Raw genomic sequence first — 23,696 nt, 5'->3', positions numbered from 1 at the left:
GACGAATGGGCGTGCTGCCATACGCTGCACGCGGTAAAGAGACAGAAGGTTCGGTAAGTACAGGTCAGGCCGGGCGGTGTGCCAGCCATTCAAGGTCCTCGGGGCGAGTCACCTTGATATTGTCCGCACGCCCTTCCACCAGCAGCGGCGCCTGGCCGGCCCACTCCATGGCAGAGGCTTCATCGGTAATGGTGGCTCCGGCCGCAAGGGCGCCGGTTAAAGCCTGCTGCAACGCGCCAAGACGAAACATCTGCGGTGTATAAGCCTGCCAGAAAAGCGCGCGATCCGGCGTGGCCGTTACCCGACCATCGCTGCCAACCTGCTTGAGGGTATCGCGTACCGGCACGGCCAACAGCCCACCGACCGGATCATCTGCCAACGTGTGTAACAGGCGCTGCAGATCAGTCTCTGCCAGGTTGGGGCGAGCCGCATCATGCACCAGCACCCAGTCACCGTCTGCTGCACCCAGTTCGCGCAGCGCTGCTAGACCATTGAGCACCGAGTCCGCACGCTCACGGCCACCACCTGCACGGGTGATACGACTATCGTTCGCACAGGCCAGCGCCGGCCACCAATCATCCGTTGCTGACAGCGATACCACCAGGCCGCGCAAGCCGGGCTGGTCGAGAAAACAGTCAAGGGTATGTTCGATCAGGGTGCGTTCACCCCAGAGAAGATATTGCTTGGGACGATCTGCCTGCATGCGCGCGCCTACACCGGCCGCCGGCACCACCACCCAGAAAGGAAGCATCACGGCACTTATTCGCCGCTCAGCTGAAACAGGGTTTCGCCCTGTTTGACCATGCCCAGCTCATGCCGGGCACGCTCTTCTACCGTTTCGACGCCTTGCTTGAGCTCGATCACTTCAGCTGCCAGCACCCGATTACGTTCCAGCAGCTGCTCGTTCTCGCGCTCCTGGCTGGCAATCTGCTGCTTGAGCTGGGCCACATGCGCCAGACTGCCTTCACCCACCCACAGGCGATATTGCAGGCCAGCCAGCAACAGGATCACACTCAGCCACAGCCATTTCACAATATCGACACTCCTGCAGGGCAAGCCGGAAGGCTATCAGGTTGTTGGACCGCCAGCTAGCGGCTCACCACAACGCCCTGATGCCGCTCCGGCCCGAGATCAACCGCGAAATTCAGCGCGACCCTTGTAAGGCGCCTGACCAGCCAGTTGCTCTTCAATGCGCAGCAGCTGGTTGTACTTGGAGACGCGGTCGGAACGGCACAGCGAACCCGTTTTGATCTGACCCGCTGCAGTCCCTACTGCCAGATCGGCAATGGTGCTGTCTTCGGTCTCACCGGAGCGGTGCGAGATAACCGCTGTAAAGCCGGCGGCCTTGGCCATCTGAATGGCTTCGAGGGTTTCGGTCAGCGAGCCGATCTGGTTGAACTTGATCAGAATGGAGTTGCCGATTTTCTCGTCGATACCGCGCTTGAGAATCTTGGTGTTGGTCACGAACAGGTCATCACCCACCAGCTGCACCTTGTCGCCGATCTTGTCGGTCAGCACTTTCCAGCCAGCCCAGTCGGACTCGTCCATACCGTCTTCAATGGAGATGATCGGGTAACGCTGGGACAGACCGGCGAGGTAGTCGGCAAACCCGGCAGCATCAAATACCTGGCCTTCGCCGGCCAGGTCGTATTTGCCATCCTTGTAGAACTCGCTGGAGGCGCAGTCCAGTGCCAGAGTGACGTCGTCGCCCAGGGTGTAACCGGCGTTGGCTACCGCTTCAGAGATGGCAGCCAGCGCATCTTCGTTGGAAGCCAGGTTAGGTGCAAAACCGCCTTCGTCACCCACTGCGGTATTCAGGCCACGGGCCTTCAATACGGCTTTCAGGTGATGGAAAATCTCGGCGCCCATGCGCAGCGCATCGGCAAAGTTCTTGGCACCCACCGGCTGCACCATGAACTCCTGGATATCCACGTTGTTGTCGGCGTGCTCGCCGCCATTGATGATGTTCATCATCGGCACCGGCATGGAGTAGACACCAGGCGTGCCGTTCAAATCAGCAATGTGCGCGTACAGTGGCACACCCTTGGCCTGAGCGGCGGCCTTGGCAGCGGCCAGCGAGACAGCCAGAATGGCGTTGGCGCCCAGGGTGGCCTTGTTCTCGGTGCCGTCTAGCTCGATCATCGCGCGATCCAGCTCGACCTGCTCCTTGGCATCACGGCCAACCAGCAATTCGCGGATGGGGCCATTGATATTGGCAACTGCCTTGAGTACGCCCTTGCCCATATAACGGCTCTTGTCGCCGTCACGCAGCTCCAGCGCTTCACGCGAACCGGTCGAGGCACCGGAAGGAGCGCAAGCACTGCCCACAATGCCGCCTTCCAGAATTACGTCCGCTTCAACCGTGGGGTTGCCGCGTGAGTCGAGGACTTCGCGGCCTTTGATATCAATGATTTTTGCCATCTTTACTTGCTAGCTCCATGTAATGGGGTAATCGGATAAAGGCGCAGATCAAGCGGTTTCCAGTTCCGGGAAGCCCTTGATCAGGTCATCAAGCTGTTTCAGCTGGGTCAGGAAAGGCTCCAGCTTGGCCAGCCGCAGGGCACAGGGGCCGTCGCATTTGGCGTTGTCAGGATCGGGGTGCGCTTCAAGAAACAGCCCCGCCAGGCCCTGGCTGATACCGGCCTTGGCCAGGTCAGTGACCTGGGCACGGCGGCCACCGGCGGAATCACTGCGTCCACCGGGCTGCTGCAAGGCATGGGTCACATCAAAGAATACCGGGTATTCAAATTGCTTCATGATGCCGAAGCCCAGCATGTCGACAATCAAGTTGTTGTAGCCGAAACTGGAGCCGCGTTCGCAGAGCACCAAGTTGCTGTTACCCGCTTCTTCGCACTTGGTAAGGATGTGCTTCATTTCCTGGGGGGCCAGAAACTGGGCTTTCTTGATGTTGATCACCGCATTGGTCTTGGCCATGGCCACTACCAGATCGGTCTGACGGGACAGGAAAGCAGGCAACTGGATAATGTCGCAAACCTCAACCACCGGCGCCGCCTGATGCGGCTCATGCACGTCGGTAATCACCGGCACGTTGAAAGTGCGTTTGATCTCTTCGAAAATCTTTAGCCCCTCTTCCATGCCGGGACCACGGTAGGAGTTGATCGAGGAGCGGTTGGCCTTGTCGAAGCTGGCCTTGAACACGTAAGGGATGCCGAGCTTCTCGGTCACCCTGACGTATTCTTCGCAGATCTGCATGGCCAAGTCGCGAGACTCCAGCACGTTCATGCCGCCAAACAGGACAAACGGCTTGTCATTCGCCATCTCGATGTTGCCAACCCGCACGATTTTCTGTGCCATAGCCTTATCGCTTCCTCAGGATTTGCTTGCGTGCTGCTTCAGCGCTGCACCCACGAAGCCACTGAACAGCGGGTGGCCATAACGCGGCGTGGAGGTAAATTCAGGGTGGAACTGGCAAGCCACAAACCACGGATGATCCGCGACTTCGACCACTTCAACCAGCGCACCGTCGACCGAGCGACCGGAAATATTCAGACCACCCGCCTGCAGATCAGGCAGCAGGTTGTTGTTGACCTCGTAGCGGTGGCGATGACGCTCGACAATCACGTCCTTGCCGTAGCAGTCATAGGCCTTGGAGCCCGCTTCAAGCGCACATTCCTGGCCGCCGAGGCGCATGGTGCCGCCCAGGTCGGAGGCCTCGGTGCGCGTCTGCATTTCACCGGTGGCGGTTTGCCACTCGGTAATCAAACCGACAACAGGGTGCTTGGAGGTCTTGTCGAACTCAGTGGAGTTGGCATCGTCCCAACCCAGCACATTGCGCGCGTACTCGATCACCGCCACCTGCATGCCCAGGCAGATCCCCAGATAGGGGATCTTGTTCTCGCGGGCATAACGCACGGCAGCAATCTTGCCTTCCACGCCACGTGAGCCGAAGCCACCAGGCACCAGAATGGCATCGACGTCTTCCAGCAGTGCAGTGCCCTGCTGCTCGATGTTCTCGGAGTCGATGTATCGCAGGTTGACCTTGGTGCGGCTCTGGATACCGGCATGGCTCAGCGCTTCGATCAGCGACTTGTAGGCATCCAGCAGCTCCATGTACTTGCCGACCATGGCAATGGTGACTTCATGCTCGGGGTTGAGCTTGGCATCGACCACGCGCTCCCACTCGGACAGGTCGGCACCGCCACATTCCAGGCCAAATCGCTCAACCACGAAATCATCCAGGCCCTGCGCGTGCAGCACAGAGGGGATCTTGAAAATAGTGTCGACATCTTCCAGGCCGATGACCGCACGCTCTTCCACGTTGGTGAACAGCGCGATCTTGCGGCGCGAGGACAGGTCGATCGGGTGATCAGAGCGGCAGATCAACACATCAGGCTGCAAGCCGATGGAGCGCAGCTCTTTCACCGAATGCTGGGTTGGTTTGGTCTTGGTTTCGCCGGCAGTCGCAATATAAGGCACCAGCGTCAGGTGCATGAGCATGGCGCGCTTGGCACCCACTTCAACGCGCAGCTGACGAATGGCTTCCAGAAACGGCTGGGATTCGATATCACCAACGGTGCCGCCGATTTCAACCAGCGCCACATCAGCGTCGCCAGCACCCTTGATGATGCGGCTCTTGATCTCGTCAGTGATGTGCGGAATGACCTGAATGGTCGCGCCCAGGTAATCACCGCGGCGCTCCTTGCGCAGTACGTCCTCATAAACCCGGCCGGTGGTGAAGTTGTTGGCACGGCTCATGGTGGCGTTGACGAAACGCTCGTAATGGCCAAGATCCAGATCGGTTTCGGCACCATCGTGGGTGACGAAGACTTCACCGTGCTGGAACGGACTCATGGTACCGGGATCCACGTTGATGTACGGATCCAGTTTGAGCATGGTGACCTTGAGGCCCCGAGCCTCCAGGATCGCCGCCAGGGAGGCCGAGGCGATACCCTTACCCAAAGAAGATACAACACCACCCGTGACGAAGATGTAGCGCGTCATGAAAAACCCATAGATTGAACTGTTAAGCGGCCAACGCCGCGGGGAATCGAAGGGAGTCTGCAGAAGCAGGAGGCGCTTCCAAAGTCTCGTCAAGATGGGAAGTCAGGATACCAGACAGCCCCGACTTGCTCAATCCGAAACAGGCTCCCAACTGACCGTAAAACCGCTTTGCACAGCATCCATCAAAGCCACTTCGGCGTTCCAGCGACCGGCCACCGACACCAGCTCGTTGCCGCAGTATAGCAAGGGCACACAAGGGCGCAGCCAAGCGGGTATTTGCGCCTGTTGCAGCAAGTGTTTTACCGACTGGGTACCGCGCCCCGGTAGACGAATCTGCTCACCGCCAAGGCGATAGGCTATACGCCATGCGCCCTCCCCGGCTGGCAAGGCGCTCAGGCGCAGGCAACCGTTGCCGGCCAGCAACCACTGCACGCTATGACCGGACAAGGATTCAGGGGTGCCGCTTGACGGCCAGGCCCCCGGTATAAACCAGATGCGACCCGACGAACGGTAAAGACGGTAATCATCCAGGTCGAGCTGCGGCTGCCCATCTTCGGCCGCAGCCAGCTGACTCAACCAGGCATCCAGCCGGCGCGTAACCGGCAGCAACGCACCCTGGGCCGCCAGCCAATAGCGCAGCAGATTGCGCTGCCGGGCCGGCGACAGGCCAAGCAAGGCGTCGACATCCAGGCTTGGCCAACCCGCCAACCAGGCGTCGGTCAACGGCGTTGCTACGGTCGCCAGATCCTGCTCTGCGCGCTCATCCAGCAGCTCGTTGGCCTCGCTGGCGTGAGCCGCCAAGCGCAGCAGACTCTGATCGGCTGCCGGCCAGTGCTGCCGGAGCATGGGCAACAGCTGGTGGCGCAATGCCGTGCGCGCAAACCGGGCGTCCTGGTTCGCCGGATCGTCAATCCAGCGCAGGCCTTGTGTCTGCGCCCACTGCCGCAACTGCGCCCGTGACCAGGACAACATAGGCCGAAACAACCAGCCCTCGGCCAACTGCCGCTGCTGCGGTATGCCCGCCAAGCCGCGCAAGCCAGTGCCGCGCAGCATGCGGAACAGCAGGGTTTCCAGTTGATCGTCGGCGTGGTGCGCCAGCAGCAGCACCGCCTGTGGGGGCAGCGCCGCAGCAAACGCCGCATAGCGCGCCTGACGCGCAGCTTCTTCGACACTCGCCCCGGCAGGCAGCTGCACACGAGCGACACTCAAGGGCACCCCACGGGCAGCGCATTGATCTGCACAGAACTGCGCCCACGCATCAGCTTCGGCGCTAAGACCGTGATGTACATGGATGGCACTTAAAGGGGGGATTGATTGCTGCTGGCGCAATTGCGTGAGCGCGTCCAGCAGAGCCATGGAGTCGAGCCCGCCGGACAGACCCAGTACCCAGGCGTGAGCACCCATGCAGGGGCCGAGCTGCTGCCGCAGCCCCTGCAGGGTCAGCATATTATTTGATACCGAAAGCCATCAAACGCTCGTAGCGGCTTTCCAGCAGCTCTTCTTCGGACAGCGCTTGCAGCTTATCCAGCTGAGTCAGCAACTGCGCCTTGATGCGCTCTGCGGTTTCCTGTGGGGCACGCTGGGCACCGCCCAATGGCTCAGGAATCAGGCTATCGACCAGCCCCAGTTCCTTCAGGCGTGCGGCGGTGATACCCATGGCTTCAGCCGCATCGGAGGCGCGTTCGGCGCTCTTCCACAGAATCGACGCGCAGCCCTCGGGCGAGATCACTGCGTAGGTGGAGTACTGCAGCATCATCAGATGATCACACACGCCAATGGCCAGCGCCCCGCCAGAACCGCCTTCGCCGATAACGGTGGCGATAATCGGCGTTTTCAGTCGCGCCATGACCTGCAGATTCCAGGCGATGGCTTCGCTTTGACCGCGCTCTTCGGCGTCGATACCGGGGTAGGCACCGGGGGTGTCAATAAAGGTAACGATCGGCATCTTGAAGCGCTCGGCCATTTCCATCAGGCGACACGCCTTGCGATAACCTTCGGGCTTGGGCATGCCGAAGTTGCGGCGCACCTTCTCTTTCACGTCACGGCCCTTCTGGTGACCGATAACCATCACCGGGCGGCCATCCAAGCGGGCGATACCGCCAACAATGGCGGCATCATCGGCAAAGTGGCGGTCGCCGTGCAGCTCTTCAAAGTCGGTGAAGATGGCCTTGATGTAATCCAGCGTATAAGGCCGCTGCGGATGGCGCGCCATCTGCGCGACCTGCCAGCTGCTCAGGTTGCCGAAAATGCTTTCGGTCAGCGATTTGCTCTTGTCCTGCAGCTTGGTAATTTCTTCGGTGATATTCAGCGAATTGTCACTACCGACCAGGCGCAATTCTTCGATCTTGGCCTGCAGATCCGCGATTGGCTGTTCAAACTCCAGGTATTTCTGGCTGTTGCTCATAGGCATCCATCATCCGCTTTCGCCCGGCTCGGGCATCCAAATTTTGTTTTTACCTTACGGGATTGGCAGGCGCCCGTCGAGCACCCCCACTCCCTTCTCATCTGTAGTGCAGAGAGACGCTGTCTTTGCCTAATTGGTCACGCAGGCTTTGCACCAGATCATCCGCCGGCTCGACCTTCCACTGCTCGCCCAGGCGCAATAGCGCGGCGGCATCCGGACGCTGCAGCTCGACAGTCACCGCGCAACCGCCACGATACTGCTGCAGCAGGCCTGCCATCTTGCTCAGCGCCGCCTCACCATGGCGCGCGGTATCCAGACGCACCCGCACGCTGTCGAGCAAACTGGTACGCGCCTCTTCCAGACTCATTACCCGCTTGGCGCGCATGCGCAGCCCGCCAGAGAAGTCATCCTGGGCGACCTCGCCCTCTACCACCAGCAAAGCATCCTTTTGCAGTAACGCCTGTGCGCTCTGGTAGGCCTCGGCAAACAGCGATACTTCTATGCGCGCCGAGCGGTCATCCAGCGTGACGAAGCCGACCTTATCGCCGCGCTTGCTCTTCATCACCCGCAGATCGAATACCAGACCGGCAATGGTCTGGCTTTCCCGCGAGGGCTTGAGATCCAGAATACGCTGACGGGCGAACCGGCGGATCTCGCGCTCATATTCGTCAATCGGGTGGCCGGTCAGATACAGTCCAAGCGTATCTTTCTCGCCACGCAGGCGCTCCTTGAAGGTCCACTCCCGCGCCTTGCGATAAGGCTCGTAAACGTCACGCGCGGTAGATGGCCCCAGCAGGTCGCCAAACAGGTCATCATGACCGCTGTCAGCGCTCTTGGCCGTCTGCTCCGCCGAGGCCATGGCCTCTTCCATCGCGGCCATCAACGCAGCACGGTTACGGTCAACTTGCTTGAGATAAACCGCCTCATCGGTGTCATAGAAGGGCCCGAGCGTGTCGACAGCGCCGGAACGAATCAGTGCTTCCATGACCCGCTTGTTGATCCGCTTGTGGTCAACCTTGGCACAGAAGTCGAACAGATCCACAAAAGGCTCACCCTGTGCGCGGGTCTGCACTATGGTTTCTACCGGGCCTTCACCCACGCCCTTGATGGCGCCTAAGCCGTAGACCACATCACCGGCCTCGTCGACGGTGAACTTGTATTCCGACACATTCACGTTCGGCGGCTGAATACGCAGCTTCATGCTGCGGCATTCTTCAATCAGCGTCACCACCTTGTCGGTGTTGTGCATATCCGCCGACAACACAGCAGCCATGAAGGGTGCCGGGTAATGCGCCTTCAGCCAGGCGGTCTGGTAAGACACCAGGCCGTAGGCGGCAGAGTGGGATTTATTGAAGCCGTAACCGGCGAATTTTTCTACCAGATCGAAGATGTTACCGGCCAGGTCAGCATCAATGTTGTTGCTGGCGCAGCCGTCAATAAAGCCACCACGCTGCTTGGCCATTTCTTCCGGCTTCTTCTTACCCATGGCACGGCGCAGCATGTCCGCCTCACCCAAGGTGTAGCGCGCCATCACCTGGGCAATCTGCATCACCTGTTCCTGATACAGGATGATGCCGTAAGTGGGCTTGAGCACAGGCTCCAGCCCAGCGTACTGGTAATTGGGGTGCGGGTAAGAAACCTCTTCACGACCGTGCTTACGGTTGATGAAGTCATCGACCATGCCCGACTGCAGCGGACCCGGGCGAAACAGCGCCACCAGTGCGATCATGTCTTCCAGGCAGTCCGGCTTGAGCTTTTTGATCAGCTCCTTCATGCCGCGGGATTCAAGCTGGAAAACCGCCGTGGTCTCCGCTTTCTGCAGCATGTGATAGGTGGGCGCGTCATCCAGCGGGATGAAATCGATATTGACCGGCTCCAGCCCCTGCTTCGCCTGTTCGCGGTTGATGGTTTCCATCGCCCACTTGATGATGGTGAGCGTGCGCAGCCCAAGGAAGTCGAACTTCACCAGGCCGGCGGCCTCTACGTCATCCTTGTCGAACTGAGTTACCAGACCGCCACCGGCTTCGTCGCAATACAGCGGCGAAAAATCGGTCAGCTTGGTGGGCGCAATCACCACACCGCCAGCATGCTTGCCGACGTTTCGAGTGATGCCTTCCAGCTTGAGCGCCATGTCCCAGATTTCCTGGGCCTCTTCATCGCCGGCCAGAAAGTCGCGCAGAATCTCTTCCTGCTCAAAGGCCTTGGCCAGCGTCATGCCCACTTCGAAGGGGATCATCTTCGACAGTTTGTCCGCCAGGCCATAGGACTTGCCCTGCACACGCGCCACATCGCGCACCACAGCCTTGGCCGCCATGGTGCCGAAGGTGATGATCTGCGATACCGCGTTGCGGCCGTACATATCGGCTACGTACTCGATCACCCGGTCGCGACCTTCCATACAGAAGTCGACGTCAAAGTCGGGCATGGATACCCGCTCCGGGTTGAGAAAGCGCTCGAACAGCAGGTCGTAGGCCAGCGGATCCAGATCGGTAATCAACAGACAGTAGGCGACCAGCGACCCCGCCCCGGAGCCACGGCCCGGGCCTACCGGCACGCCATTCCCCTTGGCCCACTTGATGAAGTCCATCACGATCAGGAAGTAGCCGGGAAAGCCCATCTGATTAATGATATCCAGCTCGAAGTTCAGGCGGTCCACATAGACCTGTCGCTTGGCTTCGTAATCTGCAGTATCAGGTGGCAATACCACCTTGAGGCGTTCTTCCAGACCCTCGAAGGAGACCTTCTTGAAAAACTCCTCAATGGTCAGTCCATCCGGGATGGGAAAGTCCGGCAAAAAGTGCTTACCCAGCTGCACGTCGATGTTGCAGCGTTTGGCGATCTCTACACTGTTCTCCAGCGCCTCGGGAATATCGACAAACAGCTCGGCCATCTCTGCCGGGGTTTTCAGATATTGTTCTTCGCTGTACTGCCGCGCGCGGCGCGGATCGCCCAGCACCCGGCCTTCACCAATGCAGACACGCGTCTCGTGCGCCTCGAAGTCTTCGCGGCGAATGAAACGCACATCGTTGGTCGCCACTACTGGGCAGCCCTTGCGAATACCCAGCGCCACGGCCGCATGCAGGTGTTCTTCATCATTCACCCGGCTGGTACGCTGCAATTCAAGATAGAAACGACCGGGAAAGACGCCCATCCAGTAGTCCAGCAGCTCATCGGCCAGTTGTGGCGAGTTGGACAGCAGCGCCAGACCAATCTCCCCTTCCTTGGCACCGGAGAGCGCGATAACCCCTTCGCTGGCTTCTGCAATCCATTCCCGCTGCAGCGTGACCAAACCATTTCGCTGGCCTTCGGTATAGCCGCGAGATATCAGTTCGGTCAGGTTGCGATAACCCCGCTGGTTCATTGACAGCAGGGTCAGGCGAGTCAGCTGGCTGTCGTCTTCGCCGCCCAGCACCCAAAGATCGACACCCGAGATGGGTTTCACGCCGGCGCCCATCGCAGTGCGATAAAACTTCACCAGGCTGCACATGTTGTTCTGGTCGGTCACCGCTACCGCTGGCATGCCCGCTTCCGCCACCGACTTGATCAATGGCTTGACCTTGACCAGGCCATCAACCAGTGAATATTCGCTATGGACGCGCAGGTGAACGAAGGAAAAGCTCATATGAATCCTGTTTCAGAGGGCAAACGGCAAGACCGGTGATTGTAACTAGGGGGGAAGCCCGCGACCAGTCGCAGGCGTCTCAAGTGGGAGACTGACCGGAATTTGGTCGGCCGCGGATCAGCTGAAGCCTGAGCCGGCAGCCAGCGCAGCACGCACAGGCGCGAAAGAACGCCGATGAACAGGCGTGGCGCCAAGTTCGCGCAACGCTTGCAGATGCACCGGTGTGGGATAGCCCTTATGCCCGGCAATCCCGTAACCAGGGTACTGACTATCCAGCACCTGCATCTCTCGATCGCGTGCCACCTTGGCCAGAATCGACGCTGCAGCTATCGCCGGCACGCGGCTGTCGCCCTTGATCACCGGCTCGCTGCGCATGGGTAACGCTGGGCATCGATTACCATCCACCAACACCAGGTCAGGACGCACCGACAAACCTGCGACCGCCCGCTGCATCGCCAGCATGGTGGCGTGCAAAATGTTCAGCTCATCAATCTCTTCGACCTCGGCGCGGGCGATACACCAGGCCAGAGCGCGTTCCTGGATGAGCGGGAAGAGCGCCTCACGGCGCGCCTCGGTCAGCTTCTTGGAATCGTTGAGCCCAGCGATGGGGCGCGCAGGATCGAGAATTACCGCAGCGGTAACCACTGCGCCGCACAGAGGCCCACGGCCCACTTCATCAACGCCGGCGACCAGTTCACCTGGCTGCGTAGTAACCCAATCCATGGTCAACTGGCTCACTCGAGCCGACCCTTGGCTTGCATCAGTTCAGCCACTGCGTCAGCGGAAGCCTGATCAGCATCGCGCCGCAGCAACCGATGCAGTTCGACAAAAACCTGCTGCGTCGCTTCCCGCTCAGGGGTCGGCAGCAAACGTTCCAGCAGCGCGGCGCCCATTGCCGACGGCGTTGCGGCATCCTGCAAAAACTCGGGAGCCACTTCGCGGCCAGCCAGCAGATTGGGCAGCGACACATGGCCTACCTTGACCAGCCGCTTGAGAATGCGGAACGTCAGCCCGGCCATACGGTAGGCCACCACCATTGGACGCTTGAACAGCATCGCCTCTAGCGTTGCCGTGCCAGACGCAATCAGCACCGCATCACTGGCGGCGAGCACTTCGTGGGCCTGACCATCAAACAGCGTCAGCGGTAGCTGCAAACCGCTGTCGAGCACAATGGCGTCCATCTGTTGCCGCCGCTCTGGGTTGGCACAGGGCATGATGAAAAGCAGTTCAGGCTGACGCTCCAGGCACCAGGCCGCGGTGTCAAGAAACAGCCGGCCGAGCTTGCGCAGCTCACCATTGCGGCTACCTGGCAACAAGGCCACTATGCGTTTGTCCTGCGGTAGCGCGAGCGCCTCACGCGCCGCCTGCCGGTTCGGCTCCAGCGGTATCTGGTCGGCCAGGGTATGCCCGACGCAGCGCACTCCCACACCGTGCCGGCGATAAACCTCTTCTTCAAAGGGAAAGAGCGTCAGCACCAGGTCAGTCGACTCGCGAATACCCAATACCCGCTTTTCGCGCCACGCCCAGACCGAGGGGCTCACATAATGCACCGTAGGGATGCCGGCCTTACGCAGCTGCAGCTCGACGTTGAGGGTGAAATCTGGCGCATCAATACCGATAAACACATCAGGCTGCTGGGCCTTGAGAAAGGCCACCAACTCGCGACGCACCCGCAGCAGCTCGCGCAAACGCCCGAGCACCTCCACCAGCCCCATGACCGATAGCCGCTCCATGGGTACCTGGGTCTGCATGCCTTCAGCCTGCATGCGCGGACCACCGATGCCGATAAAACGTGCATTGGGAAAACGTTGCTTGAGTGCCTTGATCAGGCCAGCCCCCAGCGTATCGCCCGAAGCCTCACCGGCCACCAGGGCAATACACAGGGGTTTATCAGAGTGCAGCATCGGCGAACCCGCTCAGGTTATCGGGTGATGCCTCGCGTGGAGGCAATGATGGAGTCGCGGTACAGCGCCACTTCCGGGAAGGCCGCCGCGCTGTCTTCCAGCTCAACCAAGGCGTCCTTGAGTGTCAGCCCCTGACGGTAAACTATCTTGTAGGCGCGGCGCAGAGCGGTAACCAGCTCGGCGGAATACCCGCGACGGCGCATGCCCTCGAAGTTCATCCCGTGGGCGCTGGCAGGGTTGCCGCCGACCATGACGAAGGCGGGGATATCCTTGAATACCGCCGTGTTGGCGGCGCTCATCGACCAGGCGCCAAGACGGCAGAACTGATGTACTGTGGTGTAGCCACCCAGAATAGCGCCATCGCCCACATGAACATGACCCGCAATGGTGGCGTTGTTGGCCATGATGATGTTATCGCCCACCACACAATCGTGCGCGACGTGAACATAAGCCATCAGCAGATTGTTGCTGCCGATCCGCGTAACCCCCTCATCCTGCACCGTACCGCGGTGCAGGGTACAGCCCTCACGAATGACGTTGTTGTCACCAATGATCAAGCGCGTAGGTTCACCGGCGTACTTCTTGTCCTGACAATCCTCACCGACAGAGGCGAACTGGAAGATCCGGTTGCCCTTACCGATACTGGTAGGGCCCTTGATGACGACATGCGATGCGATAACGCTTCCGGCGCCGATCTCCACCTCCGGCCCGATGTAGGTCCAGGGTCCAACCTCAACGTCATCAGCCAGGCGCGCGGCCGGGTCGACGATCGCCTGAGGATGAATGCGTGTCATATATGCCGTTCCGCGCAGATGATTTCAGCCGAGCAGGCTTCCTTGCCATCCACCAGGGCACGGCAGGCAAACTTCCAAATACCACGCTTGTGACTCAGGTAACGGGCCTCCAGCTGCAGCTGATCACCGGGCACTACCGGCTGGCGAAAGCGCAGTTTGTCGGAACCGACAAAGTAGTAGAGGGTGCCATCTGCAGGCTTGACGCCCATCATCTTGAACCCGAGCAAGCCGGCAGCCTGGGCCATCGCTTCGATGATAAGCACGCCAGGCATGATGGGGTGCTGCGGGAAGTGACCATTGAAGAAAGGCTCGTTGACCGAGACGTTCTTGTAGGCGCGAATATGCTTGCCCTCAATATCCAGCTCCACGACCCGATCAACCAGAAGGAAGGGGTAGCGGTGAGGCAAGTATTCTTTTATTTCGTTGATATCCATGTATTCGCAGGCCTTGCTTGAAAAGTAGAAGCACCTCAGCGGTGCAGATCAGGATTTGGATGAGTCCTGCGGTCCTTGAGTCACCACCTCGAGTTGCTTCTCCAGTTGCTGAACCCGCTTGGCCAGCGCATCAAGTTGACGAATGCGCGCTGCACTCTTCCTCCACTCCGCCGCCGGCTGCATGGCCGTACCGGAAGAATAGGCGCCGGGCTCGGTGATGGAGCGCGTAACCATGGTCATACCGCTGACGAACACATTATCACAGACGTCGATATGCCCAACCATGCCAACGCCACCAGCAATCATGCAGTGCTTGCCAATTCGCGTACTGCCGGAAATACCCACACAAGCCGCCATCGCCGTGTGGTCACCAATCTGCACGTTGTGAGCAATCTGAATCTGGTTGTCGAGCTTTACGCCGTTACCGATCTGGGTGTTGGCCAAAGCGCCTCGGTCGATAGTGGTATTGGCACCGATTTCGACATCGTCACCAATCTGTACGCCACCGATCTGGGCGATTTTCTGCCAGCGCCCGCCTTCGTTGGCGAAACCAAAACCTTCGGAACCGATTACCGCGCCAGACTGAATCACCACCCGTTCACCAATAATCACATCATGGTAAAGCGTGACTCGCGGCGCCAGCCAGCCACCCGCCGCAATCTGCGAGCGCGCGCCGATAAAACAGTGCGCACCCAGCGTAACCCCTGCACCGATGCAGGCCCCCGACGCCACCACCACACCCGCGCCAATGCTCGCCGTTGGGTCAACCTGCGCATCCTCAGCGACTACAGCGCTGGGGTGTATGCCAGCTTCGGCCTGGGGTTTGGGGTCAAACTGGTGAGACAGTCGCGCGTAACTCAGGTAAGGGTCGGCAACAATCAGTGCGTTGCCGGCAAACCCTTCTGCATCAGCCTCGGTCAGCAGCACCGCGCCAGCCTTGCTGTCAGCGAGAAACTTGCGGTACTGGCTGTTGGCGAGAAAGGCCAGCTGGTTTGCCTCGGCATCCTGCAGCGTAGCCAGCCCGGCAATCACCAAACTGGGATCACCAAGCAAACGCGCGCCAAGCTGTTCAGCCAGGCGCGCGAGTGTGAAGCCATTATTGCCGGTCATGGCAACAAATCAGCGAGAGCTGTTCAGGCGTTCGATAACCTGACGGGTGATATCAAACTGCGGCTTGACCTCGACTACGCCGCCACGATCCAGCACCAGGTCATAGTTGCCACTTTTGAGAATGGTCTCAACCGCCGAATCCAGCTTAGGCTTCAGCGCCTCCAGCATTTCGCGATCAGACAACGCCTTGGCCTCATTCAACTCCTTGGACTGCACCTGGAACTCGCGTGCCTTCTGACGGAATTCAAGCTCCAGCTTTTCACGCTCACTCTGGCTCAACTGCGCGCCGTCACGCTGCAGACGCTCCTGCAGGCGCTTGGCCTCGGCTTCCAGGTTCTTCAGGCGCTGTAGCTGCGCGCCGAATTTCTTTTCTGCATCAACGGAGTATTTCTTGGCTGCATCCGACTCCAGCAGAGCCATCTGGTAGTCCAATACGGCAATCTTCATTTCGGCAGCGGCCTCAAAACTGACCAGCGCCAGCAGCGACAATACTGTCACGCGAATAAACTTACCCACTCTAATACTCCCGATTGCACATCGTTGATTGTCTGGAATCAGAACGTCTGACCCAGAGTGAACTGGAACACCTGTGTATCATCCTCGGACTGGCTGTTCAGCGGCATACCCAGGCTGAAGCCCAACGGCCCCAGCGCGGTCAGCCATGACAGACCCACACCTACGCTGTAGCGCAAATCTGCCAGCTCGACATCGCCGCAACCCGGGTTGTCCTCACCGTTCAGCAGAACCGGGTTGGAACAGTAAGTATCGTAAACGTTACCCACATCCAGGAACAGTACCGTGCGCAGAGAACGTTGATCCTTTACGAAGGGCGCCGGGAAGATAACCTCTGCACCGCCGGTGATCTTGATATTACCGCCAAAGGGCAGTTGGTCCTGATCCGGGTCAGCGGCGGCCGGGGTGCTCTTTGGCCCCAGAGTGCTGTCCTCGTAGCCGCGCACCGAGCCGATGCCGCCGGCATAGTAATGCTCGTAGAAAGGCATTTGCTCGGTCGAGCCGAAGCCCTTGCCGAAGCCCAGATCCGTATGCAGGCGCAAGGTCAGATCATCGGTCATGGCAAAGAAGCGTTGCGCGCGATAGTCCAGGGTATAGAAGCTCAGGTCACTACCGGGAATCGAGATATCAAAATTCACATTCTGTGAATACCCGCGATCCGGGAACACACCACGGTTCAAAGTGTTCTGCGACCAGGAACTGTTGAAGAAGAAGTTGGTGAAGCTGTCGCCCTCCTTGTCGAGGAAGTTGACTATCTCCTGCACCGTGTAGGTACCGGTTTTCAGCTCGTCCCGCTGGGCGCTCAGACCAAAGGATACGCGCGAGTTGTCGCTGATCGGATAACCCAGATTGAAACCGCCACCGAACGAATCAACCGCATAGCTGGAAATATCGACATTCAGCTCGTCGTAATCAGTCGTGCGATAGAACGCGTTGTAGCCCAGGCTGATGCCATCGACCGTGAAGTAGGGGTCCAGAAAGCCATAGGAAAGCGAGGTCTGGTAATCGGAGCGGTTGGCGCCAATGGTGACGCGGTTACCGGTACCAAAGAAGTTGTTCTGGCTAATAGAGCCGCCCAGAATAATACCCGAACTCTGCGAGAAACCCAGGCTGGCGGTGACCGAGCCCGAGGGCTGCTCTTCCACCGTGTAGTTCACATCCACCATATCTTCGGCGCCAGGCACCGGCACGGTTTCAACATTCACTTCCTTGAAGTAACCCAGACGCTCCAGACGCGTCTTGGACTCATCAATCAGATAGGTAGAAGCCCAACCGGCTTCCATCTGACGCATTTCCCGACGCAGCACCTGATCATCGGTCTTGGTGTTGCCGCGGAAGTTGATGCGATTGACGTAGGCCCGCTTACCCGGATCAACATAGAAGGTGACCGAAACCGTCTTGTCATCTTCGTGAATCTCAGGGATGCCGTTGACGTTGGCAAAGGTATAACCTTCGTTACCCAGACGGCGGCTGATCAGGTCGGAAGTAGAGGTCACGACCTGGCGCGAGAACACCTGTTGCGGCTCGATCAGCATCAGACGCTTGATCTCGGCCTCGCCCACCACCAGATCACCGGACAGGCGCACATCACGAATGGTGTAGCGATCACCCTCGTTAATGTTAACTGTTATATAAACGTGCTTTTTGTCCGGGGTAATGGAGACTTGAGTAGAAGCCACATCCATGTTGATGTAACCGCGGTCAAGATAGTATGAGCGTAGGCGTTCGAGGTCACCGGCCAGTTTTTCACGCGAATATTTGTCGTCACTGCGCAGGAAAGACAACCAGCCACTGGTCTTCAGCTCAAACAGGTCAACCAGATCTTCGGTGTCATAAACCGTGTTGCCTACCACGTTGATATGCGCGATGGAGGCAATCGAGCCTTCATCAACAATGATCTTCAGCGCTACGCGGTTGCGCGGCTCGGGAATAACCTGCGTTTCGATGTCGGCAGAATAACGACCCTGGGATACGTATTGGCGCAGCAGCTCGTTACGTACACCCTCAAGGGTAGCACGCTGGAAAATTTCGCCTTCGGAGAGCCCCGCTGCGCTCAAGCCCTGGAGCAGATCCTCACTTTTGATCGCCTTGTTACCTTCCAGCTCGATGGAGGAAATGGAGGGACGTTCCACCACGTTGATCACCAGCACATCGCCGTCGCGGCCCAGCTGAATATCCTGAAAAAAGCCGGTGCGGAACAACGCGCGAGTGGCCTCTACCAACTCCTGGTCGTCCACCTGGTCGCCAATATTCAACGGCAGCGCCCCGAACACGCTGCCGGCGGAGACCCGTTGCAACCCATTGACGCGGATATCAGAGATCTGGAAGGCGTCGGCAAAAGCTCCCGGCGCCAGAAGTATCAGTAGAAGCGCAGGCAATAGGTAACGTTTCATGAAATCCGTTCTGAATAGCTGGTTAAAATCGTGCCACCCACGCGGGTGGCTCATGTTCAGGCAATCTTGCGATCAATCAACCGCCGAGGCGACTTATATCGTTATAAATGGCAAACAGCATAACCCCGACAATCAGGCTGAGACCGATCTGCAGCCCCCAAGTCTGAATCCGCTCGGACAGCGGCTTGCCGCGAATCCACTCCGCCACGTAGTACACCAAGTGACCGCCATCGAGCACCGGCACCGGCAGCAGATTCAATACACCCAGACTGATACTCAGATAGGCAATGAAGCTGAGGAAGCTTTCCAGTCCTGACTTGGCTGAAGCGCCCGCCACTTTAGCAATGGTTATCGGGCCACTCAAGTTTTTTGCCGAGACCAGCCCGGTGAGCATTTTCTTCAGCGAATCAAGCGTCAACGCTGTCATATCCCAGGTTTTACCCAGCGCAACCGGTATTGCCATCAACGGGTTATGGTGAATCTCGCGGCGCATATCAGCAGGCCATTCAAAGGCGTCTACACCTGCACCCACATAGCCCACGACAACGTCGTTCTGCGCTTTGGCTGCTGGGGTCAGATTAAGTTCCAGTTGCCGCCCATCACGCTCAACGCTGATTTGCAGCTCGCGCTGGGCGCTGGCCTGAATGGCCGGCACCACCTCACCTACCCAGTCGCTGACCGCCTTGCCTTCCACAGCAACGATCAGATCACCTGGCTGCAGCCCGGCACTGGCGGCTGGCCCACCACTCTCAACCTGACCGATGCGCGGGGGCACTTTAGGCTGCCAGCGGCTCAGACCCAAGGCCGATAGGGGGTCCGGCTCTTCAGCCCCTTTCAGCCAATCATTCAGTTTCACCTGGTAATGCTGTATTGCGCCGCCCTGATGCTCACGCGCCTGTACATCGAGTACACCGGTCTCGCCCAGACGCCGGATCAACTGTAGGTTGACTTCGTGCCAGCTGGGCGTAGCGGCGCCGTCGATGGCAACCAGCTCGAGGTTCTCATGCAGACCCGCCTGCGCCGCCGGCGTGTCCGGGGCTACCGGGCCAAGAACCGGAACGACCGTCGTCACGCCCAACACCGCAATCAGCCAGAAAGCTGCAATCGCCAGGAGAAAGTTGGCAATGGGCCCCGCCGCAACAACCGCGATTCGCTGACCAACAGGTTTACGATTGAAGGCCTGCTCCAACTCCTCCGCCGGCACGGGCGCTTCACGCTCGTCCAGCATCTTGACGTAGCCGCCCAGAGGTATCGCCGCAATAGCGTATTCGGTGCCCTGGCGATCGCGCCAGCTGTACAGCGCCGGCCCAAAGCCGATTGAAAAACGCAACACCTTCACACCGCAACGACGGGCGACCCAGAAATGGCCGTACTCATGAATGGTGACCAGCAGCCCCAATGCAACAACCGTGGCCAACAGGGTAAACAGCAGTTCCATTCAGCGGGACCTCGTGTGAATTCAGAGCGAGAACAGCAGGACCGGATCAGCCGCGCGCAGCAAGCCAGCGCTCGGCACATTCGCGCGCCATCCGGTCGGCCAGCAGAATATGATCCAGATCCTGAACCGTTTCGCTGGGCATGGCGTTCAATGCGTATTCGATCATAACAGGGATATCGGTAAAGCCCATACGACCGGACAGGAAAGCGGCAACCGCCACTTCGTTGGCTGCATTGAGGATGGCACAGGCCGTGCCACCACTTGCCGCCGCCTGACGAGCCAAACGCAGACAGGGAAAACGCCGATCGTCCGGCGCCTGAAAGTCCAGCCGCGCGATGGTCAGCAGGTCCAGCGCACTGACCCCCGAGTCAATCCGCCGAGGCCACGCCAGGGCGTGTGCGATAGGTGTACGCATATCCGGGTTACCCAGTTGCGCAAGCACTGAGCCGTCGACGTAATCTACCAGCGAATGCACCACGCTTTGCGGATGCACGACGACCTCTACCTGATCAGGCCGCGCATCGAACAACCAGCAGGCTTCGATCAGCTCCAGCCCCTTGTTCATCATGCTCGCCGAATCAACCGAAATCTTCTGCCCCATCGACCAGTTGGGATGAGCACAGGCCTGTGCCGGAGTCACGCCGGCCAGCTGGTCAATATTGAACTCGCGGAAAGGGCCACCAGAGGCCGTCAGCAATATACGGCGCACACCGACCGGAGCCAGACCTTCGGCGTAATTTGCCGGCATGCATTGAAAGATGGCGTTGTGCTCGCTGTCGATCGGCAACAACTGGGCGCCCGAGTCACGCACCGCTTGCATGAAGAGCGCGCCGGACATCACCAGCGCCTCCTTGTTGGCCAGCAGAACGCGCTTGCCTGCCTGCACAGCGGCCAGCGTCGGACGCAGACCAGCGGCGCCGACGATAGCCGCCATAACCACGTCCACCTCCGCGGCGGCAGCTACGTCGCTCAGCGCCTGCTCACCGTAAACCACCTCGGTAGCCACGTCCTGCGCATGCAAAACCTGTTGCAATGCTGCAGCCTGAACGTCATCAGCCACTACGGCGTACGCCGGACGATGCCGTGCACACTGCTCGGCCAGCACATCCATGCGGCTGTAGCCGCTCAACGCATAAACCCGGTATTCGTTCGGGTGCCGGGCGATGACATCCAGCGTGTTGACACCGATAGACCCGGTCGCACCAAGAACAGTAACCTGCGACACCGTCACGCCAGATAGCTCCCGAGCAGCAACCAGCAAGCAACAAACATGGGAATGGCCGCCGTGAGGCTGTCGATACGATCCAGCACACCACCGTGCCCTGGCAATAGATTGCTGCTGTCCTTGAGTCCTTCTTCGCGCTTGAACAGACTCTCGGTTAAATCACCTACCACCGATACCAGCACCACCAAAGCTGCGCCCAACAGGCCTAGCGCTATAGCACCGGCGCCCCAGCCAAGATAAAGCATGGCCGCCAGCGCCAGAACCTCGCTCACCAGCAAACCGCCAAGCAGACCTTCGCGGGTCTTGCCAGGGCTCACAGCAGGCATCAACTTGCTGCGGCCGAAGGTCTTGCCGGCGAAGTAGGCGCCAATATCCGCCGCCCATACCAGAATCAACAGGCTGAAGATCAACCACAGGCCAAACTCCTGGGCGCGCAACCATACCAACCCGGCCCAGGCCGGCAGCAATATCAACAGACCAAACAACTGCCGCACAAAACTACCCTTCCAAAGACCGCTGCCCGCGGGATAACGCACAATCATCACGCTGGCCAGCAACCACCAAAGCAGCGCCGGAATCACGTAATAGATGACCGGCCACTGGTCGCGATACAGGCCGATCATCAACAGCGCCAGAGTCGCCGCGTAGACCACGCGACCACTCTGGCGGCTTTCACCACACAAACGAGCCCACTCCCAGCCCGCAAGAGCCACGACAGCGCCGATAAAGAACGCAAACCAGGCGCCCTGCAACAACACAAAGCCGGCAACAGCCAGAGGTGCCAGAATCACGGCGGTTATCACGCGTTGTTTAAGCATCAGGACTCCGCAGCAATCTGTTCGCTGGTTTTGCCGAAACGGCGCTGCCGACAGGAGAAATCAGCCAAGGCCTCGCGCAGGGCAGCCTGCTTGAAGTCCGGCCAGAAGAGATCGGAAAAATAGAATTCGGCGTAGGCAAACTGCCAGAGCAGAAAGTTGCTGACGCGCTTCTCGCCACCGGTGCGAATACACAGATCCGGCAACGGCAGATTCGCGGTAGACAACCGCGCCTCGATATCCTGCTCGGTGATATTGCTGGCCTCGCGCGCCCCGCTCGCCGCTTCTGCCGCAAGCTGACGGACCGCCTGGGCGATATCCCATTGACCGCCATAGTTGGCCGCCACCACCAACGTCAAGCGGCGACCGGCAGCGGTACTTTCTTCCGCTTTGGCCATCGCCTGCTGCAGTTCCGGGGCAAACCGGCTGCGATCACCAATGATCTGCAGGCGCACGCCGTTCTCACGCAACTTGCGCACTTCTCGCCGCAGGGCACCGAGGAACAACTCCATCAACGCGCCTACCTCGTCTTCCGGGCGCCGCCAGTTCTCGCTGGAGAAGGCAAACAGCGTCAGCACCTCGACGCCGTCCTCAATGCACACTTCAATCATCGCCTTGACCGCATCGACGCCCGCCTTATGGCCGGCGACGCCGGGCAAAAAACGCTTGCGCGCCCAACGGTTATTGCCATCCATGATGATGGCAATGTGGCGAGGGACGGCGGCTGCTTGCGCGCCGCTACTGCTATTGTTATTCATGCCTGGCCCGCGCGACGAATGACCATTAGATGGCCATCAGATCCTTTTCCTTGGCTTCCAGCGCCTTGTCGACTTCCGCAATGAACTTGTCGGTCAGCTTCTGCACCTCGTCAGCGGCGCGACGCTCCTCGTCTTCGCTGATTTCCTTTTCTTTCTGCAGGTCCTTCAGCTGGCTGAGCGCATCGCGGCGAATATTGCGTACGGCTACACGCGCATTTTCGGCTTCGGAGCGAGCTTGCTTGGTGTAACCCTTACGGGTTTCTTCAGTGAGCGCCGGCATAGGCACACGAATGGTAGTACCTGCGGTCGCCGGGTTGAGCCCCAGGTCAGAGGTCATGATGGCTTTTTCTACCGCCTGAATCAGGCTGCGGTCGAATACCGTCAGCGCAAGGGTGCGGGAGTCTTCAACGTTGACGTTGGCGACCTGCCGCAGCGGAGTATCAGCGCCGTAGCAATTCACCATAACGCTATCCAGAATACTGGGGTGGGCACGGCCCGTGCGAATCTTGGCAAAGGCGATACCCAAAGACTCAACCGATTTGCCCATGCGCTCCTGCGCGTCCTTCTTGATTTCGTTGATCATTTCTCAACCCTCGATCAATGTTCCTTCGGCGCTGCCCACTACCGCATTCAGCAACGCCCCTGGCTTGTTCATGTTAAACACCCGCAAAGGCATCTTGTGGTCGCGAATCAGACAGATCGCAGTGAGGTCCATTACTTCCAGCTTCAAATCCAGCACCTGATCGTAGCTCAGGCTGTCGAAGCGCTCGGCGTTGGGATCCTTCATCGGGTCGGCGTTGTACACGCCGTCTACCTTGGTGGCCTTGAGCACCAGATCCGCATCCACTTCGATGCCGCGCAAACAGGCAGCAGTGTCGGTGGTGAAGAACGGATTGCCGGTACCGGCGGAGAATATTACCACGTCACCCCCAGCGAGGTAGCGCATTGCCTTGCGGCGGTCGTAATGCTCGGTCACGCCTTCCATGGTAATGGCCGACATCACCCGCGTCTGGATATTGGAGCGCTCCAGCGAATCACGCATGGCCAGACCGTTCATTACGGTCGCCAACATCCCCATGTGGTCGCCGGTTACGCGATCCATACCGGCACTATGCAGCGCGGCGCCACGGAACAGATTGCCGCCACCGATCACCAACCCCACCTGCACACCGATACCGATCAACTGGCCGATTTCCAGTGACATGCGATCCAGCACCTTGGGATCGATACCGAAACCTTCGGTTCCCATCAGGGCTTCGCCGCTGAGCTTGAGAAGAATGCGTTTGTACTTGGGTTGGCGGCTGCTGGGCACCTGGGCCATGCT

At 59.3% G+C, this 23,696-nt stretch carries 21 protein-coding genes; all 21 read right to left on the bottom strand.

Annotated features, from left to right (window positions below; translation table 11 throughout):
- Positions 1-64: 64 nt before the first annotated feature.
- The 21 genes from ispD to pyrH all read right to left on the bottom strand — a co-directional run bounded on the left by ispD (position 65) and on the right by pyrH (position 23,693).
- Complete coding sequence (ispD, locus tag BLU26_RS17145; RefSeq protein WP_407920332.1) at positions 65-751, bottom strand: 2-C-methyl-D-erythritol 4-phosphate cytidylyltransferase; 687 nt, start codon at positions 749-751, stop codon at positions 65-67.
- Between the two features lie 8 nt (positions 752-759).
- Positions 760-1,032, bottom strand: a complete 273-nt coding sequence (ftsB, locus tag BLU26_RS17140; protein ID WP_407920331.1) for a cell division protein FtsB — start codon at positions 1,030-1,032, stop codon at positions 760-762.
- A gap of 99 nt (positions 1,033-1,131) precedes the next feature.
- Entirely contained in the window at positions 1,132-2,421 is a 1,290-nt protein-coding gene (gene eno, locus BLU26_RS17135) for a phosphopyruvate hydratase (protein WP_092288057.1), read from the bottom strand.
- A 48-nt stretch (positions 2,422-2,469) separates the two neighbouring features.
- Positions 2,470-3,315 (bottom strand): 3-deoxy-8-phosphooctulonate synthase, encoded by an 846-nt coding sequence (gene kdsA / locus BLU26_RS17130; protein ID WP_092288056.1) that lies wholly within the window; start codon positions 3,313-3,315, stop codon positions 2,470-2,472.
- Positions 3,316-3,330: 15 nt separating this feature from the next.
- Positions 3,331-4,962 carry a CTP synthase gene (locus BLU26_RS17125; RefSeq protein WP_092288055.1) on the bottom strand — a complete coding sequence of 544 codons (1,632 nt, stop codon included), beginning with the start codon at positions 4,960-4,962 and terminating at the stop codon, positions 3,331-3,333.
- 129 nt (positions 4,963-5,091) lie between these two features.
- Complete coding sequence (gene tilS, locus BLU26_RS17120) at positions 5,092-6,408, bottom strand: tRNA lysidine(34) synthetase TilS (RefSeq protein WP_092288054.1); 1,317 nt, start codon at positions 6,406-6,408, stop codon at positions 5,092-5,094.
- Between the two features lies 1 nt (position 6,409).
- A complete protein-coding gene (accA, locus tag BLU26_RS17115) occupies positions 6,410-7,366 on the bottom strand; it encodes an acetyl-CoA carboxylase carboxyl transferase subunit alpha (protein WP_092288053.1) in 957 nt (318 codons plus the stop codon).
- A gap of 97 nt (positions 7,367-7,463) precedes the next feature.
- Positions 7,464-10,988: a DNA polymerase III subunit alpha gene (dnaE, locus tag BLU26_RS17110; protein ID WP_092288052.1), complete on the bottom strand. Its 3,525-nt coding sequence runs from the start codon at positions 10,986-10,988 to the stop codon at positions 7,464-7,466.
- Between the two features lie 117 nt (positions 10,989-11,105).
- Positions 11,106-11,711: a ribonuclease HII gene (gene rnhB, locus BLU26_RS17105; protein ID WP_092288547.1), complete on the bottom strand. Its 606-nt coding sequence runs from the start codon at positions 11,709-11,711 to the stop codon at positions 11,106-11,108.
- Positions 11,712-11,722: 11 nt separating this feature from the next.
- A complete protein-coding gene (gene lpxB, locus BLU26_RS17100) occupies positions 11,723-12,892 on the bottom strand; it encodes a lipid-A-disaccharide synthase (RefSeq protein WP_092288051.1) in 1,170 nt (389 codons plus the stop codon).
- A 17-nt stretch (positions 12,893-12,909) separates the two neighbouring features.
- On the bottom strand, positions 12,910-13,686 hold the full coding sequence (gene lpxA / locus BLU26_RS17095; protein WP_092288050.1) for an acyl-ACP--UDP-N-acetylglucosamine O-acyltransferase: 777 nt from the start codon (positions 13,684-13,686) through the stop codon (positions 12,910-12,912).
- Positions 13,683-14,120, bottom strand: coding sequence for a 3-hydroxyacyl-ACP dehydratase FabZ (gene fabZ / locus BLU26_RS17090; protein WP_092288049.1), 438 nt, complete (start codon positions 14,118-14,120; stop codon positions 13,683-13,685). The genes lpxA and fabZ overlap by 4 nt, the downstream gene beginning before the upstream one ends.
- 48 nt (positions 14,121-14,168) lie before the next feature.
- Positions 14,169-15,230: a UDP-3-O-(3-hydroxymyristoyl)glucosamine N-acyltransferase gene (gene lpxD, locus BLU26_RS17085; protein ID WP_092288048.1), complete on the bottom strand. Its 1,062-nt coding sequence runs from the start codon at positions 15,228-15,230 to the stop codon at positions 14,169-14,171.
- 9 nt (positions 15,231-15,239) lie between these two features.
- Positions 15,240-15,677, bottom strand: coding sequence for an OmpH family outer membrane protein (locus BLU26_RS17080; protein ID WP_172830688.1), 438 nt, complete (start codon positions 15,675-15,677; stop codon positions 15,240-15,242).
- A gap of 107 nt (positions 15,678-15,784) precedes the next feature.
- Positions 15,785-18,136 carry an outer membrane protein assembly factor BamA gene (bamA, locus tag BLU26_RS17075; protein WP_092288046.1) on the bottom strand — a complete coding sequence of 784 codons (2,352 nt, stop codon included), beginning with the start codon at positions 18,134-18,136 and terminating at the stop codon, positions 15,785-15,787.
- Positions 18,137-18,212: 76 nt separating this feature from the next.
- Positions 18,213-19,574: an RIP metalloprotease RseP gene (gene rseP, locus BLU26_RS17070; protein ID WP_092288045.1), complete on the bottom strand. Its 1,362-nt coding sequence runs from the start codon at positions 19,572-19,574 to the stop codon at positions 18,213-18,215.
- A 46-nt stretch (positions 19,575-19,620) separates the two neighbouring features.
- Entirely contained in the window at positions 19,621-20,805 is a 1,185-nt protein-coding gene (ispC, locus tag BLU26_RS17065; RefSeq protein ID WP_092288044.1) for a 1-deoxy-D-xylulose-5-phosphate reductoisomerase, read from the bottom strand.
- The gene (locus BLU26_RS17060) at positions 20,802-21,617 is read right to left on the bottom strand and encodes a phosphatidate cytidylyltransferase (protein WP_092288043.1); all 816 of its coding nucleotides are present in this window, start codon (positions 21,615-21,617) and stop codon (positions 20,802-20,804) included. Before BLU26_RS17060 ends, ispC begins: the two co-directional genes overlap by 4 nt.
- Positions 21,617-22,372: a polyprenyl diphosphate synthase gene (gene uppS, locus BLU26_RS17055; protein WP_092288042.1), complete on the bottom strand. Its 756-nt coding sequence runs from the start codon at positions 22,370-22,372 to the stop codon at positions 21,617-21,619. Before uppS ends, BLU26_RS17060 begins: the two co-directional genes overlap by 1 nt.
- Positions 22,373-22,397: 25 nt before the next feature.
- A complete protein-coding gene (frr, locus tag BLU26_RS17050) occupies positions 22,398-22,955 on the bottom strand; it encodes a ribosome recycling factor (protein ID WP_092288041.1) in 558 nt (185 codons plus the stop codon).
- Positions 22,956-22,958: 3 nt separating this feature from the next.
- Positions 22,959-23,693, bottom strand: a complete 735-nt coding sequence (pyrH, locus tag BLU26_RS17045) for a UMP kinase (protein ID WP_092288040.1) — start codon at positions 23,691-23,693, stop codon at positions 22,959-22,961.
- Positions 23,694-23,696 lie beyond the last annotated feature (3 nt).

The sequence above is a fragment of the Halopseudomonas sabulinigri genome (assembly GCF_900105255.1).
GTDB classification, from domain to species: Bacteria; Pseudomonadota; Gammaproteobacteria; order Pseudomonadales; family Pseudomonadaceae; genus Halopseudomonas; species Halopseudomonas sabulinigri.
This window is presented reverse-complemented; position numbering and strand designations above follow the sequence as displayed.